Genomic DNA, 17,130 nt, shown 5'->3' on the forward strand with positions numbered 1-17,130 from the left:
GATCCCCTCGCCCGCCGCCGGTGTCCTCGCCTCCATCAAGGTCGCCGAGGACGAGACCGTTGAGGTCGGCGCCGAGCTGGCCGTCATCGACGACGGCACGGGCGCGCCCGCCGCCCCCGCCCCGGCCGCCGAGCCCGCGCCCGAGCCCGCCGCGGCTCCGGAGCCGGCCGCTGCCGCCCCCTCCACCGAGCAGGCCGCGCCCGCCCCGGCGCCCACCGCCGAGGCCGCGTCCGGCGGCGGTTCCGCCGAGGGCACGGACGTCGTCCTGCCCGCGCTCGGCGAGTCCGTCACCGAGGGCACCGTCACCCGCTGGCTGAAGTCGGTCGGCGACTCCGTCGAGGCCGACGAGCCGCTGCTGGAGGTGTCGACCGACAAGGTGGACACCGAGATCCCGGCGCCCGCCTCCGGTGTGCTGCTGGAGATCGTCGTCGGCGAGGACGAGACGGCCGAGGTCGGCGCCAAGCTCGCCGTCATCGGCGCCCCGGGTGCCGCTCCCGCGGCCGCCCCGGCCCCCGCCGCCCCGGCTCCGGCGCCCGCCGCCGAGGCCCCGGCCGCTCCGGCCCCGGCTCCGGCCGCCCCCGCGGCTCCGGCGCCCGCTCCGGCCGCCCCGGCCCCGCAGGCCCCGACGGCTCCGGCCCCGCAGCAGGTCACCACGCCGGCCCCCGAGCCGGTCCCGGCCGCTCCGGCGCCCGCCCCGGCTCCGGTCACCCCGGCCCCGGCCGCGACCGCCGGTGACGACGGCGCCTACGTCACCCCGCTGGTGCGCAAGCTCGCCGCCGAGAACGGTGTCGACCTGGCCACCGTCAAGGGCACCGGCGTCGGCGGCCGCATCCGCAAGCAGGACGTCATGGCCGCCGCCGAGGCCGCCAAGGCCGCCGCCGCTGCCCCGGCCCCCGCCGCTGCCGCCCCGGCCGCCAGGAAGGCGCCCACCCTGGAGGCCTCCCCCCTCCGCGGCCAGACCGTCAAGATGCCGCGCATCCGCAAGGTCATCGGCGACAACATGGTCAAGGCGCTGCACGAGCAGGCGCAGCTGTCCTCGGTCGTCGAGGTCGACGTCACCCGCCTGATGAAGCTGCGCGCCCGGGCCAAGGACGCGTTCGCGGCCCGCGAGGGCGTCAAGCTCTCCCCGATGCCGTTCTTCGTGAAGGCGGCGGCCCAGGCGCTGAAGGCCCACCCGGTCATCAACGCCAAGATCAACGAGGCCGAGGGCACGATCACCTACTTCGACACCGAGAACATCGGTATCGCGGTGGACTCCGAGAAGGGCCTGATGACCCCGGTCATCAAGCACGCGGGCGACCTGAACATCGCCGGCATCGCGAAGGCCACGGCAGAGCTGGCCGGCAAGGTCCGCGCCAACAAGATCACCCCGGACGAGCTGTCCGGCGCGACCTTCACCATCTCCAACACCGGTTCGCGCGGCGCGCTCTTCGACACGATCATCGTGCCGCCGGGCCAGGTCGCGATCCTCGGCATCGGTGCCACGGTCAAGCGCCCGGCGGTCATCGAGACCGAGGAGGGCACGGTCATCGGCGTCCGCGACATGACCTACCTGACCCTCTCCTACGACCACCGTCTGGTGGACGGCGCCGACGCGGCCCGTTACCTGACCGCGGTCAAGGCGATCCTGGAGGCCGGCGAGTTCGAGGTCGAGCTCGGCCTGTAAGGCGCGGCCCTTCTGCCGACCCGCCCCCGCCCGGTGCTTTCCGGGCGGGGGCGTCGTCGTGTCTAGCGGGGGGTCAGCGTGTGGTCGCTCCAGGCCCACAGCGTCTCCACCCACACGTTCGGGATGCCGAGGTGGGGCGCGTAGGTGAGGTGCCGGGTGCGGTAGGCGTGCAGGACGTCGTAGGTGGCGTCGAGGCAGTCCCGGGAGGTCGGCTCGCCGGTCGCGGGGTCGACGCCGACGAGGAAGCCGCGGCTCTCGACGGTGCGGATCATCGCCCGTGCGCTGCCGACGTCACTGGTGGAGGACGCGACACAGCGGTACCGGCTGTAGGGATGAGTCGACTTGCCCGGGTAGTGCGCGTCCCGGGACATCTCGCTGAGCATGCGGTCGTACGTCCCCTGCGCGTGCCAGGCGCCGATGGAGCCGCCGGGCGGGGTGTAGAGCTTGTTGCTGGGGTTCTCCACGGCGCCGTAGACCCACTGGTCCGTGCCGGTGACGCGGAAGCCCCAGCCGACGTGGCCGAACTTCTGCGCGCCGTCCGGCTTGACGAAGACGCAGGCGCCGCCGGTCGCGCCGTGGGCCGCGCCGCCCTGGGCGGGTGCGGCCATGCCGGTGAGCGCCGTGGCGCTGTGGCTCGGCGTCCGTGTCGTGGGCTCGGTCGCCGCCGTCGGTGTCGACCGGCAGCCCGTGAGGCCGACGAGTGTGCCGGCGAGCGCCGCCGCCGCGAGCGCCCAGCGAAGCCTGCCGCGCTGTCCCCCGATGTCCATGCCATCCCCCAGTCGTTCCCGGGGCGCCCCGGAACAGGCACCCCTGCCGACCGCGACGGCCCGGGCGGCCTGGGGGTTCTCGCCGTGACACGGCGGTGACGACTCCGCGGTCCGTCCGGTACGGGTCTTTACAGGCACCCTGAGGCTGTGAGCGTGTAAGTCTCGTCTCACCTGCGCGAAAGCGCCCCCGTGCGCCCCTCCCGGGAGCGCCGGCGGCCTTATTGTCTAAGCGTCAAAGCCCCCGGGGGCCGCAGGGCCCCTCGCTACGAGGAGCCCTCATGACCGCGCCCGTCGTCCACTCGCTGCGCGAGCAGATCCGCGAGCACATCCTGGAGGGGATCATCAGCGGGCGCTGGCAGCCGGGTGAGCGGATCGTGGAGCGCCGGATCGCCACCGAGCTGGAGGTCAGCCAGACGCCGGTGCGGGAGGCGCTGCGCGAGCTGGAGTCGCTGCGGCTGATCGAGTCGGCGCCGAACAAGGGCGTACGGGTGCGGAACCTGACGGCGGCCGACCTGGAGGAGAGCTATCCGGTGCGGGCCGGCCTGGAGGCGATCGCCGCCGAGCTGGCGGCCGAGCGGCTGGCGCAGGACTGCTCGGCGCTGGAACCGCACGTGGCCGCCCTGTACGAGGCCGACCGGGCGGCGGACGGCACGGGCCAGGTGCGGCACACGGTGGCCTTCCACCGGGAGCTGGTGCGGGCCGCGGGCAACTCCGTGCTGCTGCACACCTGGGAGGGGCTGGGCATCGAGGTGTTCACCGCGCTGTCCATCCGCTGGCTGGGGACGGTGCAGCAGTCGTACGCCGAGGAGCACGAGGAGCTCGTCCAGGCGTTCCGCCGGCGTGACCCGAGGATCGCGGAGCTGGTGAAGGCGCACGTGCTGGGCTGCGCGCCGCGCGCCTGACACAGCCGAGCATTCCTGCGCTCACCTGCGGAAATCTCTCTGAAAACCCCTCCCCGACGCGGCACCGGGTGCCACTTTCCCGGGCACCCCATGCCGACTTTCTCGGAATCGAGAAGTTTTGGCCCTCAACCCTTTGATCGATCATCGATCAGAGAGTTACAGTCGCCGACGGACCTCCACCCAGGTCCCAGCCCTGTCCTGCCAAAGACCTAGGGCACCCCCGAACCCTTGCCGATGAGGGAACCCCCTTCGACTGAGGAAGGCGGCGACATGACCGACCCCAACGCCATCCAGCCGAGCGAGCTCGACCAGCTCCCGGACCGCGACCCCGAGGAGACCGCCGAGTGGCGGGCCTCCCTGGACGCCGTCGCCAGGGAAGCCGGGCCGCACCGCGCCGCGTACCTGATGCGCCGCACGCTGGAGCGCGCCGAGGCGGGCGGCATCGCGCTGCCGAAGCTCCTCGAGACCGACTACGTCAACACCATCCCCACCTCCGCCGAGCCGGCCGTGCCCGGCGACGAGGAGATGGAGCGCCGGATCACCGCCTGGAACCGCTGGAACGCGGCCGCGATGGTGACCCGGGGCAGCAAACACGGCGTCGGCGGCCACATCGCCACCTTCGCCTCGGCCGCCTGGCTGTACGAGACCGGCTTCAACCACTTCTTCAAGGGCAAGGAGGCCGACGGGTCGGGCGACCAGCTCTACATCCAGGGCCACGCCTCCCCCGGCATCTACGCCCGCGCCTTCCTCGACGGCCGGCTCACCGAGCAGCACCTGGACAACTTCCGCCAGGAGGCGGGCGGCAACGGCCTGCCGTCCTACCCGCACCCGCGCCGGCTGCCCTGGCTGTGGGAGTTCCCGACGGTGAGCATGGGCCTCGGCCCGCTGTCCGCCATCTACCAGGCGCGCTTCAACCGCTATCTGACCGCGCGCGGCATCAAGGACGTCTCGTCCTCGCACGTGTGGGCCTTCCTCGGCGACGGCGAGATGGACGAGCCCGAGTCCACGGCGGCGCTCGCGCTGGCCTCCCGCGAGGGCCTGGACAACCTGACCTTCGTCATCAACTGCAACCTGCAGCGCCTCGACGGCCCGGTGCGCGCCAACTTCAAGATCGTGCAGGAGCTGGAGGCCCAGTTCCGCGGCGCCGGCTGGAACGTGATCAAGACGCTGTGGGGCACGGCCTGGGACGAGCTGTTCCGGCTCGACACCACCGGCGCGCTGGTCCGCCGGCTGCGCGAGGTGCCGGACGCCCAGGTGCAGACGTACCAGACGCGGGACGCGGCCTACATCCGCCAGGACTTCTTCGGCGCCGACCCGGCGCTCGCCGAGATGGCGAAGCTGCTGAGCGACGACAAGATCCTGGAGTGCTTCCACCTCTCGCGCGGCGGTCACGAGGCCCGCAAGGTGTACGCGGCCTACAAGGCGGCGCTCGACCACAAGGGCGCGCCGACGGTCATCCTCGCCCAGACCGTCAAGGGCTTCACCCTCGGCGAGGGCTTCGCGTCGAAGAACGCCAACCACCAGATGAAGAAGCTGACGGTGGACGAGTTCAAGGCGATGCGGGACCTGCTCGAACTGCCCATCAAGGACAGCGAGTTCGTCGACGGCGTGGTCCCCTACCGCCACCCCGGCGCCGACTCCCCCGAGGTGCGCTACCTCCAGGAGCGCCGCGCGGCCCTCGGCGGCCCGGCCCCGGCCCGCCGCGTCCACCCGGTGGCCCCGCTGCCGGCCCCCGCGGAGAAGGTGTTCGCGTCCTTCGACAAGGGCTCCGGCTCGCAGAACGTGGCCACCACCATGGCCTTCGTCCGCCTCGTCAAGGACCTGGTCCGCGACAAGGAGACGGGCAGGCGCTGGGTGCCGATCGTCCCGGACGAGGCGCGCACCTTCGGCATGGAGTCGCTCTTCCCGTCCCTCGGGATCTACTCCCCCAAGGGCCAGACGTACGAGCCGGTCGACCGCGACCAGCTGATGTACTACAAGGAGGCCACGAACGGCCAGATCCTCAACGAGGGGATCACCGAGGCCGGTTCGATGGCCGACTTCATCGCCGCTTCGACGTCGTACGCGACGCACGGCGAGGCGATGATCCCGTTCTACATCTTCTACTCGATGTTCGGCTGGCAGCGCACGGCCGACCAGATGTGGCAGCTCGGCGACCAGCTCGGCCGCGGCTTCCTGGTCGGCGCCACGGCCGGCCGCACCACCCTGACGGGCGAGGGCCTGCAGCACGCCGACGGCCACTCCCCCGTCATCGCGGCCACCAACCCGGCGGCGCTGTCGTACGACCCCGCGTTCGCCTACGAGATCGCGGTGATCGTCCGCGAGGGTCTGCGCCGGATGTACGGCGAGGCCAAGCCGGGCGAGGACCAGAACGTCTTCTACTACCTGACGGTCTACAACGAGCCGCTGCCGCAGCCCGCCAAGCCGCAGGGCCTCGGCATCGACGAGGGCATCGTCAAGGGCCTGTACCGCTTCAACACGGCGGAGTCGGCGGGCGTGACCGTCCCGGCGGGCGCCCCGCGCATCCAGCTGCTGGGCTCCGGCACGGCGATCCACTGGGCGCTCAAGGCGCAGCGGCTGCTCGCCGAGGAGTGGGGCGTGGCGGCCGACGTCTGGTCGGCGACGTCCTGGACCGAGCTGCGCCGTGACGCGCTGGAGGCCGACGCGGCCCTGCTGCGCGGCGAGGAGCGCGTCCCGTACGTCCGCCAGGCGCTGCAGGGCGCGGAGGGCCCGGTGCTGGCGGTCTCCGACTACATGCGGCAGGTCCCCGACCAGATCGCGCAGTGGGTCGAGCAGGACTGGTCCTCGCTCGGCGCCGACGGCTTCGGCCTCTCCGACACCCGTGAGGCGGCCCGCCGCCACTTCGGCGTCGACGCGGAGTCCGTCGTCGCCGCCGCGCTGGCCCAGCTCGCCAGGCGCGGCGAGGTGAAGGCGACGGCCGTGAAGGAAGCGCGCGCGAAGTACGGCCTGTAAGAGGCGTGCGACGAGGCCCCCGCCACCCGGCGGGGGCCTCGTCGCATGATGACCGTATGCGCGCCGCCCGCCTCATCAAGATGGTGCTCCTGCTGCAGTCCCGGTCCGTCATGACCGCCGCCGAACTGGCCCGGGAGCTGGAGGTGTCGGAGCGGACCGTCACCCGGGACGCGCAGGCGCTGTCGGAGGCGGGCGTGCCGGTGTACGCGGACCGGGGGCGGGCCGGCGGATACCGGCTGGTCGGCGGGTACCGCACGCGGCTGACCGGGCTGGCGCGCGGTGAGGCCGAGGCGCTGTTCCTGAGCGGGGTGCCGGGGGCGCTCAGGGAGATGGGGCTGGAGGACGCCGCCTCGGCGGCCCGGCTGAAGGTGTCCGCGGCGCTGCTGCCGGCCCTGCGGGACGCCCCGGAGAGCGCCGCCCGGCGGTTCCACCTGGACGCGCCCGCCTGGTTCACGGAGCCGGAGACACCCGCGCTGCTGCCCGTGATCGCCGAAGCGGTGTGGGCGGACCGCCGGGTCGGCGCCCGCTACCGGCGCGGGGACGGCGAGGTGGAGCGCGTCCTGGAGCCGTACGGGCTCGTGCTGAAGGCCGGCGTCTGGTACCTGTGCGCCCGGGTGGGCGGCGACGGCGCCTTCCGCACCTACCGCATCGACCGGTTCGCCGCCGTCGACGCCCTCGACGAGCGGTTCGACCGCGACCCGGACTTCGACCTGTCCGCCCACTGGGCCGAGCAGGCCGAGCGGTTCGCGCGGTCGATCCTGCGCGCCGAGGTCGTCGTACGGCTGTCGCCGGACGGTGCGCGCAGGCTGCCGTACGTCGTCGACCCCGCCGCCGCACGGGAGGCGCTGGCGGGCGCGGGCGACCCGGACGCGGACGGCCGGGTGACCGTGACCCTGCCGGTGGAGTCGGAGGAGGTCGCCCACGGGCAGCTCACGGCGCTGGGCCCGGAGGCCGAGGTGCTCGCGCCCGAGGAGCTGCGGGCGCGTTTCGCGGCGGACGCGGCCCGGCTCGCGCGCCTGTACGGCACATAACAATCCACCGCACTCCACGTGCGCCCCACTCCCGCAGGCCCGATGCTGGACCCGTGATGGACGAGACGGAGTTCTGGGAGCTGGTGGACGCCACCCGCGAGGCCGCCGAGGGCGACCCCGAGGAGCAGGCCGACCTGCTCGTGGACCGGCTGCTGCAGCTGGACCCGGACATGGTCCTGGACTTCGCCCGTCACTTCGAGGCCCGCTACAACCGGGCGTACACCTGGGAGCTGTGGGGCGCCGCCTGGGTCCTGCTGGACGGCGCGAGCGACGACGCCTTCGACTTCTTCCGCTGCTGGCTGATCGGCCAGGGCCGCGAGGTGTACGAGGGCGCGGTGCACGACCCCGACTCGCTCGCCGACCTGCTGGACGACTTCGACGAGGAGATCGACGGCGACGGGGAGGAGCTCGGCTACGCCGCGGACGAGGCGTACGAACAGCTCACCGGCACGGTCGCCCCCGACCTGGGCATCCCACCGGCGCCACCCGAACCCCTGGGCACCGCCCTCGACTTCGAGAACGAGCGCGCCCTCGCGGAACGCTATCCGAAGCTGTGGGAGCGGTTCCGGGACTGAACGCCGGGGGCGTCAGGCGGCCGTGGTGCGGCGGCGGGCCTGGTCCGACGGGATGTAGGCCAGGGGCTGGTCGGCCTTTGCCGTGTGGTGCATGGGGGCCGCGTTGGCCTGGTCGAGGGCGGACGCGGTGACCGCGGCCGGGCCCAGGACGACGGCCACGGCGGCGCACAGGGCCGTCCAGGGGCCGCGCGCGGCCTTGGTCCAGCCGCTGGTGCGGGCCGGGGCCCGGGTGTGACTGCTGTTCATTTCTTCCCCACCTCCAGTCAGTGCGTGTGCATGACGATAGGGAGCCGGTCTCGGGAAGACCGGTGAGGCGGCTGGGAGAAACCTGTGAACCGGGCGGCCTTGCCCCCTCCCGTGAACCCAGGCTTACGGTGGCCGCCCGAACAGGAGCACCCTGCCCATGACCAGCCCGTATGTGCGTGAGATCCAGCGCGAGGAGCATCTCGCCCACCTGCGGCTGCACCCCGACGCGAGCCATCTGCAGATCCCCGAGTGGGCCGACGTGAAGCCGGACTGGCTCGCGGAGAGCGTCGGCTGGTTCGACGGCGAGACACTGCTGGCCACCGCGCTCGTGCTCTGCCGCCCGCTGCCCGGCACCCGGCGCTTCCTCGCCTACCTCCCCGACGGTCCCGCCATCGACTGGCGCACCCCGCGCCCGGAGCGCTGGCTGGACCCGCTCGTCGCCCACCTGGCCGGCCGCGGCGCGTTCTCGGTCCGCATCGGGCCGCCCGTCGTCGTGCGGTGCTGGGATCCGGCCACCGTCACGGCGGGCATCGCCGACCCCGGCGTACGGCATCTGCGGGAGCTGCCCGCCGCCGACATCGACGGATTCGCCCTGGACGCCGCCGAGCGGCTGGAGCGGCTCGGCTGGCGGCGCTGCGCCGAGGGCGACGGCTTCGGCCTGGGCCAGCCGCGCTACGGCTGCCAGATCCCGCTGGCCGGGCGCACGCCGGACGCGTTGCGCGCCGCCCTCGCCCCGCACTGGGCGCAGGCCCTGCGCACGGCCGACGCGGCGGGCGTCCGGGTCGCCTGGGGCACCGGCGCCGATCTGCCGGAGTTTTACCGCCTGTACACCGCGACCGCCGCCCACGACGGCTTCAGGGCCCGCCCGCTGGAGTACTTCCAGCGCATGTGGAAGGCGCTGAACGCGGAGGACGACGACCGGCTGCGGCTGTATCTCGCCGAGTACGAGGGCGAGGTCCTCTCCGCCGCCTTCATGATCAACGTGGGGTCCCGCAGCTGGCACTCCTACCCCGCCTCCGGCCGCCGGGGACGCGAACTGCGGCCCAGCAGCGCCCTGTTGTGGCGGATGCTGTACGACGCCCGGACCTCCGGCGCCGAGACCTACGACCTGCGCTCCATCACCCCCGCCCTGACCGGGGGCCGGCTGCTGGGCCGCCTCCGCTTCAAGACGGGGGCGGGCGGCATGGCGGTGGAGTACCTCGGGGAGTGGGAGCGCCCGGTGGGCGCGCAGGGCAGGGTGCTGCAGCGGGCGGTGCGGGCCTGTCTGGAGCGCAGGTAGGCGCGGAGCGGTCACCGGCCCTGGAGGCGGGCCGCCCGTTGCCGGATCTCCGGGAGGCGGGCGGTGAGGGAGGCGCCGGGGCAGCTGGTCATGTAGCCGTCGCTGTGGGCGGCGAGGGCCGGGAGGGTGGCGGTGGTGCCGGCCGGAAAGCGGCTGAGGCTGTTGCTGGAGACCAGGCGGGCCGTGCCGCGCGGGTCGACGCCGGCCAGGCCCAGCTTCCAGGCGGCCAGCGCGGCGATGGCGTCCAGCATGGCGCGCGGGACCGGGACCCCGGCGGTGAAGGTGCCGATCGCGGCGATGCCGGCGGTGCGGTGGTTGAACCCCTGGGTGTGGGCGCCGGTGACGGGCCGGTCGACGCCGCCCGCACGGCCCTCGTAGATGGTGCCGCACCGGTCGACGAGGAAGTTGTAGCCGATGTCGTCCCACTGCCGGGCGCCGGTCTGGCCGGCGGCGAGGTAGCGGATGACGCGGGGAGTGTCGGCGCAGTCGTAGTCGTTGGGCGAGTCGGTGTGGTGGACGAAGACGGCGACGACCCGGTCGTCGTAGTGCGGGGGCGGCGGGGTGCGGGCGGCGGTGTCCGCCGCGCCGCCGGCCTCCGCCCAGACGGACCGCGGCACGATCGCCGGCCGCGCGGCGCGGTGCGCGGCGGCGGCGGCGCGGACCGTGGGTGGCCGGGCCGGGCCGGCCGCGGCCTGCCGTTCGACGCCGCCCGCGCACAGCGCCAGCGCGAGCACGGCGGCCAGGCCCGGCAGGCAGGCGAGCAGCGGCACCGCGCGGGCGGGTATCCGGACCCGGCGCCGCCGTCGTATCCCCCGGCGTCTTCGGACACGCATGGTCCCACTGTCCGTCCGATCCCGTCCGCCCGCGATGTGTGCTGTGCCACCCGGTGGAACCATCGTCCCGGTCCGGGTCGTTTCTCCAAGTGCACGGACATGCACGCGCGCGTGGCGGTTTCCGATCGTCACGCGCGCGTGACTGATCACTGGGCCCGTCCCAGCCGTACTAGGGGGTCAGAGAGAGAGGCGGCTTCGTGGACCTGCTCGACATCCTGTTGCTGCTGGTGGTCGCGGCCTACGCGGCATCCGGCTACCGGCGCGGACTGGTCGCCGGATGTGTGGCGCTCGCCGGGTTCGTGGGCGGTGCGGTCGTCGGGGTGTGGGTGCTGCCGTGGGTGATGGACATGGTGACGCCGCAGACGACCGGGGCGACGGTGGCCGCGGTGCTGACGGTGCTGGTCCCGGCGGTGGCGGGGCACGAGCTGGCGGGGCGCCTGGCGCTCCGGCTGCGGCGCGAGCTGGACCGGGGGCCGCTGCGGGTGGCGGACGGGGTCGGCGGGGCCGTGGCCAACTCGGCGGCGGTGCTGATCGTGGCGTGGGTGGCCGCGAGTGTGCTGGGCGCCTCCTCCTCGCCGCTGGTGACGACGGCGATCCGGGACTCGGCGCTGCTCGGCGCGGTCCAGGACGCCATGCCCGACACCACGCCGGCCTGGTTCTCCCGGGCCACCTCCGCGCTCACCCAGGCGGGCTTCCCGCAGGTCTTCAACCCCTTCGAGAACGAGTCGACGGCCGAGGTCGCCAAGCCCACCGGCGACAGCGTCACGGCGCGCGCGACGAACGCGGCCAAGTCGAGCACGGTCAAGATCGAGGGCGTCTCGGGCGACCAGGGGCGCGAGGGCAGCGGGTTCGTGTACGCGCGGGAGCACGTGATGACCAACGCGCACGTGGTCGCCGGCATCGACGACCCGAGCGTGCGGATCGGCGGGGTCGGGCGGTCGTACCAGGCGCGTGTGGTGCTCTTCGACCCGGACCGGGACGTCGCCGTGCTCTACGTGCCCGGTCTGGACGCCCCCGTGCTCCGCTTCGACGACAGCGCCGCGCGCGGCGACTCGGCGGTGGTGGCGGGTTATCCGCAGGACGGCGACCTGAACCTGCAGGCGGCCACGGTCGCCGGCCGGGTGCGGGCGACCGGCCAGAACATCTACAGCGACGCCACCGTCACCCGGGAGATCTACTCGATCCGCTCCACCGTGCGCCCCGGCAACTCCGGCGGACCGCTGCTGACCACCGACGGCCGGGTCTACGGCGTCGTCTTCGCCCGCTCCACCACGAACGACGAGACGGGTTACGTCCTGACGGCCGCCGAGGTCGCCGCCGACGCCCGGCGCGCGGCGGACGCGACGGGCGCGGTGGACACCGGCGAGCTGATCAGCTCCTGAGGCTCACAGGAAACAGCCCATGAGGACGTCGTCGACGTACGCGCCCTCCAGCAGGAACTCCTCCGGCAGGACCCCCTCCACCGCGAAGCCCTCCGCCTCGTAGAGCTTGCGGGCCGGCACGTTGTGCCCGAGCACCCGCAGCGTCAGCCGGCGCGCCCCCTGCCGGCGGGCCTCCTCCCGTACGGCCCGCAGCAGCGCCCGCCCGACGCCGGCGCCCCGCGCCTCCTCGGCGACCAGGAGCCCCTGGATCTGGCGCACGTGGGCGTTGCAGGCGAGCGGGGTCGGGTAGCCGAGCCTGACGTAGCCGACGACCTCGCCGTCCAGCTCGGCGACGAGGTGGTCGCGCGGCCCGAACCGCTCGTTGTAGAAGGGCTCGTAGGGCGGTTGCGGGCGCGGCTGGACGGAGTGCAGCGGCGACCAGGCGACACGGTCGAGGCGGCCCAGCGCGTCCTCGTCGTCGAGGGTGGCGTGGCGTATGTACGGAACGGACATGGCGGCCAGCCTAGGACGCGCCGTGTCCACACCGGATCTTTATCCCCGCACCGGGCAGGATGGGATTATGGAAAGTTCAAGAATCTTGGTGGCCGGCGCGTCCGGACTGATCGGCACGGCTCTGGTGCGTTCCCTGCGGGCCGACGGGCACACGGTGGTCCGCCTGGTCCGCCGCGCTCCCGAAAGCGCCGACGAGGTCCGCTGGGACCCCGAGCGGCGGCACGTGGACGCGGCCGGGCTCGCCGGGTGCGACGCCGTGGTCAACCTGGCGGGCGCCGGGGTGGGCGACCGGCGCTGGTCGGAGGCGTACAAGACGAGGATCCGGAACAGCCGGGTACACGGCACCGCCGCGCTGGCCGAGGCGATCGCCGCGCTCGATGACAAGCCGCGGGTGTTCGTGAACGGCAGCGCGATCGGCTACTACGGCGAGACCGGCGACCGCGCGGTGGACGAGGGCGCGCCGGCCGGGCGCGGGTTCCTGCCGGAGCTGTGCGTGGAGTGGGAGGGCGCGGCGGCGCCGGCCCGGGAGGCGGGCGTGCGGACGGTGTTCGCGCGCACCGGGCTGGTCGTAGGCCGTGAGGGCGGCGCCTGGGGACGGCTGTTCCCGCTGTTCAAGGCGGGGCTGGGCGGGCGGATGGGCGACGGGCGGCAGTACTGGTCGTACATCTCGCTGGCCGACGAGGTGGCCGCGATCCGGCATCTGATCGACACCGACGGCCTGTCCGGACCGTTCAACCTCACCGCCCCCGAACCGCTGACCAACCGTGAGATCACCGCGGCCATGGGACGCGTGCTGCACCGGCCGACGCTGTTCGCGGTGCCGGCGCCGGTGCTGCGGACGGTGCTCGGCGAGATGTCCGGGGACGTGCTGGGCAGCGCCCGGGTGCTGCCGGCGCGGCTGCTGGAGTCGGGCTTCACGTTCCGCCACCCGGGCATCGAGGAGGCGATCCGGGCCGCCCTGTGACCGTATGCGACCGGTGTGCGACCGTGCCCTGTTCATGCGCGACTTCCCTTGACCGATCACAGCCCTAACCTCGACCCGAACTCGGGTATTTCCAGAGCCTGTCGGGGGCATGACGTCTCCACCGGCCGCGCAACCCTGAGGAGGGGCACGTGCTTGAGCCCGCGTACCAGGCGGACGTCGTCGTCGTGGGGGCCGGGGTCGCCGGCCTGTCGGCGGCACATCGGCTGACCAGCGCAGGAGTGACCACCGCGGTGCTGGAGGCCGCCCCGTACGCGGGCGGCCGCATGTCGACGGAGAAGGTCGACGGCTTCCGGCTCGACCGCATCGGCCAGTTGCTGACCATGCCGTTGGGCGCATATCCCGATCAACGGCTCAACCCCGGTCTGGACACCCTCGCGCTGCGTCCCTTCGCGCCGGGGGTGCTGCTGCACAGCGACGGGCGCCGGCACCGTGCGGGCGCGGTCGCCACCACGGGGGGCGCACGGGGCGCACTTCATGCCGTACGGGCCCTGGCGAGTGCGCCCGCCAGGAGCGCCCCGCGCACGAGTGCGCCCCTCGGCACCGGGCTCGACCAGGCCCGGCTGGGCGCGGCGCTGGCGCGGCTGGCCGCGATGCCGGTGCACCGGCTGCTGGCGCGGCCGGAGCTGCCGGCGGGCCGGGCCCTGGCGGCGCGCGGGGTGCCCGCCCGCACCGTCGACGGCTTCCTGCGTCCGCTGCTCGCCGCGCTGCTGTGCGACCCGGACCTGACGACGTCCAGCCGGTGTGCCGACCTCGCGCTGCGGGCGTTCGCGAGCGGGGGGCTGTGTCTGCCGGAGGGCGGCGCGGAGGCGCTGCCGGAGCTGCTGGCCCGGGCGCTGCCGCCGGGCACCCTGCACACCGGGGTGCGGGTGACCTCCGTGGCCACCAACTCCGTGACCACCGCCGAGCACGGGGTGCTGCGCTGCCGGGCCGTGCTGCTCGCGACGGACGCGCGGGCCGCGGCGGACCTGCTGCCGGGGCTCAGGGTGCCCGGCTTCCATCCGGTGACCGTGGTGCACCACACGACCGACGAGCCGCCGGCGACCGGCGCGGCGCTGCTGCTCGACGCGGACCGCGGCGGGCCGGTGGCGCACACGGCGGTCGTCAGCGCCGTCGACCCCTCCCGCGCCCCCGCCGGCCGCGCGCTGGTGTCGTCGGCCGTCCTGGGGCCGCCGCCGTCCGACCTGGACACCGCCGTGCGCATGCACCTGGCGCGGCTGTACGGCACCTCGACCGCCCGCTGGGAGACCCTCGCAGTGCACCACACCCGCGAGGCCGTCCCCGCGATGCGCGCACCGCACGACCTGCGCCGTCCGGTGCGCCTCCTCGCCGGCCTCTACGTCTGCGGCGACCACCGCGACACCAGCACGGTCCAGGGCGCCCTGCACTCGGCCCACCGGGCCGCCACGGCGATCCTGGCGGACCTGGGGGCGGCGGGCTCGATGCACCGGGCGGACCCGCCGGGCGCAGCGCTGCGGGAGGCCGCGTGAGCCGGGTCTCCGGCCGGTGGCGGGGTCAGGTCAGGGCCGCCACCTTCTCCCGGTAGCCGCGGACCGGGGCCGCGTCCTTGTACGGTTCCAGGCGGCGTTCGAAGTCGCGTACGTACTCGATCGCGCGGACCGAGCGCATCTCCGCCGCCTGCCCCGCCGCCTCGGCGCCGAGCTGGCAGGCCTGGTCCAGTTCGCCGAGGCCCAGACGGGCGGAGGCGAGGACGACGCGGCAGAACAGGCGGCTGCGGGCGTACGCGGGCGCGCGCAGCTGGAGGGAGCGTTCGGCGTGCTGGGCGGCCGCGCGGAACTGCTGGAGGTCGCGGTGGGCGTGCCCGAACTCGTCGGCCAGCTGCGCCTCGTCGAAGAACCGCGCCCAGAAGGGCACCTCGTCCCCGGAGCGGGACGCCTCCAGCGCGCGTTCGGCCCGCACCAGCGACGCCGTGCAGTTGCGCACCTCGCCGAGCACGCCGTGCCCGCGCGCCTCCGCCGCGTGCAGCAGCGCCTGCACCACCGGCGGGGCGTTCGTCCCGACCCCCTGCTGGGCCACGCGGGCCAGCTGGACGGCCTCCCGGCCGTGGCCGAGGTAGACCGCCTGGCGGCTCATGGTGACGAGGACGTAGGAGCCGTACGCCCGGTCCCCGGCCGCCTGGGCCAGCCGCAGCGACTGGACGAAGTAGCGCTGGGCCAGACCGTGCGCCGCGATGTCGTACGACGTCCAGCCCGCGAGCCTGGTCAGGTCGGCCGCGGCCGCGAACAGCCGGCGACCGGTCTGCTCGTCGTAGGTGCCGCGCAGCATCGGCTCGCACTCGTGCTCCAGGTAGCGCACGAGGGCCTGGCGGGCGTGTCCGCCGCCGTACATGTCGTCGAGGGTGCGGAACAGGTCGCCCACCGAGCGCAGCGCGCTGATGTCGCCGGCGGTGACCTTGGCGCCGGGGCCGCGGTCGGCGCCGCGCTGGCGGGGTACGCCGGGCCGGCCCTGGGCGGGGACGCGGGCCGGTTCCGGGCCGCGGGCCACCTTGTCGTCGGCCCGTCCGATCAGCCAGTCCCGGCTGGGCACCACCAGCCCCGCCGGGGTGAACGCGATCTTGCGCAGCTCGGCGTGGCTGCCGGAGTCCTTGCGCCACAGCCCGCTGACGATGTCGACGGCCTCCTCGGGCGAGCCGGCGAACTCCAGCCCGGCGTACACCGGCGCGCAGGCGTCGAGCCCCAGGTCCTGGGCGGTGAGCCGGCGCCCCAGCCGCCGGGTGAAGACCTCGGCGATGAGGGCGGGCGTGGTGCCCCGGGGCTGCTGGCCGCGCAGCCATCTGGTCACGGATGTCTTGTCGTATCTCAGATCCAGCCCGTGTTCGAGACCGAGCTGGTCGACTCGACGGGCGAGACCCGCGTTGGAGAACCCCGCTTCTGCGATGAGCGCGGCGAGCTGTCGATTGGGAGTGCGCTGCGCGGGTCGTTCCGTCATCCTCGGTGCGGTCTCCTGCCCGGATTGCCTGTGAGCAGCCCTTTTGGCCTCTGTGAACGGCGTGAATGTAGCGGAGAGTGAGCATGCGGTCGCACACTTCGACGCTCGTTCATCCGATCGTGTGAGGATTGGCCACGGAGCTGACGCGAGACAGCCAGTCGTACAGTGGCGTAGGCACGTTTCGTGCCTTACGACCTTCTAGGGAGGCGCTTGCCGTGAGTGAGCTGCGGTTCGTCCGCATGGGGTTCGGTACCGAAGCGGTGGAGTACCAGGTGGCCTGGGACGAGCAGCGCCGGGTGCACGCGGCGCGCTTCGCCGACGAGATCCCCGACACCGTGCTGCTCCTGGAGCACCCGCCGGTCTACACCGCGGGCCGGCGCACGGCCGACGACGAGCGCCCCCTGGACGGCACCCCGGTCGTCGACGTGGACCGCGGCGGCAAGATCACCTGGCACGGCCCCGGCCAGCTGGTCGGCTACCCCATCCAGAAGCTCCCGCGCCCGGTGGACGTCGTCGCGCACGTCCGGCGCCTGGAGGAGGCGCTGATCCGCACCTGCGCCGAGTTCGGCCTGGAGACCACCCGGGTCGAGGGCCGCAGCGGCGTGTGGGTGCTGGGCGACCCCGTCGAACGGCGTCCGGCCTGGGGGTCCCCCCGGCCGGAGGCTGGGGGAGGCCTCTCGCTGGACTTCGACCCCCGCCTGACCGACGAGGAGTTCGACCCGCGCCTCAACGGCCCCGAGTACGCGCCCTCCAACGCCGGGCAGCGCCGTGAGGACCGCAAGATCGCCGCGATCGGCATCCGGGTGGCCAAGGGAGTGACGATGCACGGCTTCGCGCTGAACGTGAACCCCGACAACCGGTGGTTCGACCGCATCATCCCGTGCGGCATCCGCGACGCCGGGGTCGCCTCGCTGGCGGGCGAGCTCGGCCGGGACGTCACGATCGCCGAGGTGCTGCCGGTGGTGGAGCGGCACCTGAGGGACGTACTGGAGAACGCGGACCTCAAGCCGCGCGTGATCGACAAGACACCGGCGGCCTGAACACCACCACGGG

Annotated in this window: 15 protein-coding genes; 10 read left to right on the forward strand and 5 right to left on the reverse strand. The window is 74.0% G+C overall.

Annotated elements, in window-relative coordinates:
• Nucleotides 1–1,666 (forward strand): 2-oxoglutarate dehydrogenase, E2 component, dihydrolipoamide succinyltransferase (gene sucB / locus ACYF6T_RS27740; protein WP_461699783.1); only part of this gene is annotated, 1,666 nt, incomplete at its 5' end.
• Nucleotides 1,667–1,728: 62 nt separating this feature from the next.
• Here the strand turns inward: sucB and ACYF6T_RS27745 are convergent.
• Entirely contained in the window at nt 1,729–2,433 is a 705-nt protein-coding gene (locus tag ACYF6T_RS27745) for a hypothetical protein (protein ID WP_461699784.1), read from the reverse strand.
• Nucleotides 2,434–2,711: 278 nt separating this feature from the next.
• Here ACYF6T_RS27745 and ACYF6T_RS27750 point away from each other — a divergent pair, with 278 nt between their 5' ends.
• The 4 genes from ACYF6T_RS27750 to ACYF6T_RS27765 all read left to right on the forward strand — a co-directional run bounded on the left by ACYF6T_RS27750 (nt 2,712) and on the right by ACYF6T_RS27765 (nt 7,914).
• A complete protein-coding gene (locus ACYF6T_RS27750; RefSeq protein ID WP_461699785.1) occupies nt 2,712–3,335 on the forward strand; it encodes a GntR family transcriptional regulator in 624 nt (207 codons plus the stop codon).
• A 270-nt stretch (nt 3,336–3,605) separates the two neighbouring features.
• Nucleotides 3,606–6,308, forward strand: coding sequence for a pyruvate dehydrogenase (acetyl-transferring), homodimeric type (gene aceE, locus ACYF6T_RS27755; protein ID WP_461699787.1), 2,703 nt, complete (start codon nt 3,606–3,608; stop codon nt 6,306–6,308).
• Nucleotides 6,309–6,364: 56 nt separating this feature from the next.
• Nucleotides 6,365–7,339, forward strand: coding sequence for a helix-turn-helix transcriptional regulator (locus tag ACYF6T_RS27760; protein WP_461699788.1), 975 nt, complete (start codon nt 6,365–6,367; stop codon nt 7,337–7,339).
• A gap of 56 nt (nt 7,340–7,395) precedes the next feature.
• Complete coding sequence (locus ACYF6T_RS27765; protein ID WP_461699934.1) at nt 7,396–7,914, forward strand: DUF4240 domain-containing protein; 519 nt, start codon at nt 7,396–7,398, stop codon at nt 7,912–7,914.
• A 12-nt stretch (nt 7,915–7,926) separates the two neighbouring features.
• On the opposite strand, the gene ACYF6T_RS27770 is transcribed toward ACYF6T_RS27765, so the two are convergent.
• On the reverse strand, nt 7,927–8,160 hold the full coding sequence (locus ACYF6T_RS27770; RefSeq protein ID WP_461699789.1) for a hypothetical protein: 234 nt from the start codon (nt 8,158–8,160) through the stop codon (nt 7,927–7,929).
• A gap of 157 nt (nt 8,161–8,317) precedes the next feature.
• Here ACYF6T_RS27770 and ACYF6T_RS27775 point away from each other — a divergent pair, with 157 nt between their 5' ends.
• A complete protein-coding gene (locus ACYF6T_RS27775) occupies nt 8,318–9,439 on the forward strand; it encodes a lipid II:glycine glycyltransferase FemX (RefSeq protein WP_461699791.1) in 1,122 nt (373 codons plus the stop codon).
• An 11-nt stretch (nt 9,440–9,450) separates the two neighbouring features.
• On the opposite strand, the gene ACYF6T_RS27780 is transcribed toward ACYF6T_RS27775, so the two are convergent.
• Nucleotides 9,451–10,272, reverse strand: coding sequence for a peptidoglycan recognition protein family protein (locus ACYF6T_RS27780; RefSeq protein ID WP_461699793.1), 822 nt, complete (start codon nt 10,270–10,272; stop codon nt 9,451–9,453).
• Between the two features lie 197 nt (nt 10,273–10,469).
• On the opposite strand from ACYF6T_RS27780, the gene ACYF6T_RS27785 reads away from it, so the two are divergent.
• Nucleotides 10,470–11,654: a MarP family serine protease gene (locus tag ACYF6T_RS27785; RefSeq protein ID WP_461699795.1), complete on the forward strand. Its 1,185-nt coding sequence runs from the start codon at nt 10,470–10,472 to the stop codon at nt 11,652–11,654.
• Nucleotides 11,655–11,657: 3 nt separating this feature from the next.
• Here ACYF6T_RS27785 and ACYF6T_RS27790 read toward each other — a convergent pair whose 3' ends face one another.
• The gene (locus ACYF6T_RS27790; protein ID WP_461699796.1) at nt 11,658–12,146 is read right to left on the reverse strand and encodes a GNAT family N-acetyltransferase; all 489 of its coding nucleotides are present in this window, start codon (nt 12,144–12,146) and stop codon (nt 11,658–11,660) included.
• 67 nt (nt 12,147–12,213) lie between these two features.
• Between ACYF6T_RS27790 and ACYF6T_RS27795 the strand changes: the two genes are divergently transcribed.
• On the forward strand, nt 12,214–13,110 hold the full coding sequence (locus ACYF6T_RS27795; RefSeq protein ID WP_461699797.1) for a TIGR01777 family oxidoreductase: 897 nt from the start codon (nt 12,214–12,216) through the stop codon (nt 13,108–13,110).
• Between the two features lie 149 nt (nt 13,111–13,259).
• Nucleotides 13,260–14,618, forward strand: coding sequence for an NAD(P)/FAD-dependent oxidoreductase (locus tag ACYF6T_RS27800; protein ID WP_461699799.1), 1,359 nt, complete (start codon nt 13,260–13,262; stop codon nt 14,616–14,618).
• Nucleotides 14,619–14,643: 25 nt separating this feature from the next.
• On the opposite strand, the gene ACYF6T_RS27805 is transcribed toward ACYF6T_RS27800, so the two are convergent.
• Nucleotides 14,644–16,077, reverse strand: a complete 1,434-nt coding sequence (locus tag ACYF6T_RS27805) for a regulator (RefSeq protein WP_461699800.1) — start codon at nt 16,075–16,077, stop codon at nt 14,644–14,646.
• Between the two features lie 215 nt (nt 16,078–16,292).
• On the opposite strand from ACYF6T_RS27805, the gene lipB reads away from it, so the two are divergent.
• Nucleotides 16,293–17,117 carry a lipoyl(octanoyl) transferase LipB gene (gene lipB / locus ACYF6T_RS27810; RefSeq protein WP_461699802.1) on the forward strand — a complete coding sequence of 275 codons (825 nt, stop codon included), beginning with the start codon at nt 16,293–16,295 and terminating at the stop codon, nt 17,115–17,117.
• The last annotated feature ends 13 nt before the right edge of the window (nt 17,118–17,130 follow it).

The sequence above is a fragment of the Streptomyces sp. 7R007 genome (assembly GCF_054850255.1).

Bases quoted from the DNA above. Each gene is read 5' to 3' on its own strand.
- ACYF6T_RS27745 (WP_461699784.1), bottom strand. From the start codon at position 2,433: ATGGACATCGGGGGACAGCGCGGCAGGCTTCGCTGGGCGCTCGCGGCG.
- ACYF6T_RS27750 (WP_461699785.1), top strand. From the start codon at position 2,712: ATGACCGCGCCCGTCGTCCACTCGCTGCGCGAGCAGATCCGCGAGCAC.
- aceE (WP_461699787.1), top strand. From the start codon at position 3,606: ATGACCGACCCCAACGCCATCCAGCCGAGCGAGCTCGACCAGCTCCCG.
- ACYF6T_RS27760 (WP_461699788.1), top strand. From the start codon at position 6,365: ATGCGCGCCGCCCGCCTCATCAAGATGGTGCTCCTGCTGCAGTCCCGG.
- ACYF6T_RS27765 (WP_461699934.1), top strand. From the start codon at position 7,396: ATGGACGAGACGGAGTTCTGGGAGCTGGTGGACGCCACCCGCGAGGCC.
- ACYF6T_RS27770 (WP_461699789.1), bottom strand. From the start codon at position 8,160: ATGAACAGCAGTCACACCCGGGCCCCGGCCCGCACCAGCGGCTGGACC.
- ACYF6T_RS27775 (WP_461699791.1), top strand. From the start codon at position 8,318: ATGACCAGCCCGTATGTGCGTGAGATCCAGCGCGAGGAGCATCTCGCC.
- ACYF6T_RS27780 (WP_461699793.1), bottom strand. From the start codon at position 10,272: ATGCGTGTCCGAAGACGCCGGGGGATACGACGGCGGCGCCGGGTCCGG.
- ACYF6T_RS27790 (WP_461699796.1), bottom strand. From the start codon at position 12,146: ATGTCCGTTCCGTACATACGCCACGCCACCCTCGACGACGAGGACGCG.
- ACYF6T_RS27795 (WP_461699797.1), top strand. From the start codon at position 12,214: ATGGAAAGTTCAAGAATCTTGGTGGCCGGCGCGTCCGGACTGATCGGC.
- ACYF6T_RS27805 (WP_461699800.1), bottom strand. From the start codon at position 16,077: ATGACGGAACGACCCGCGCAGCGCACTCCCAATCGACAGCTCGCCGCG.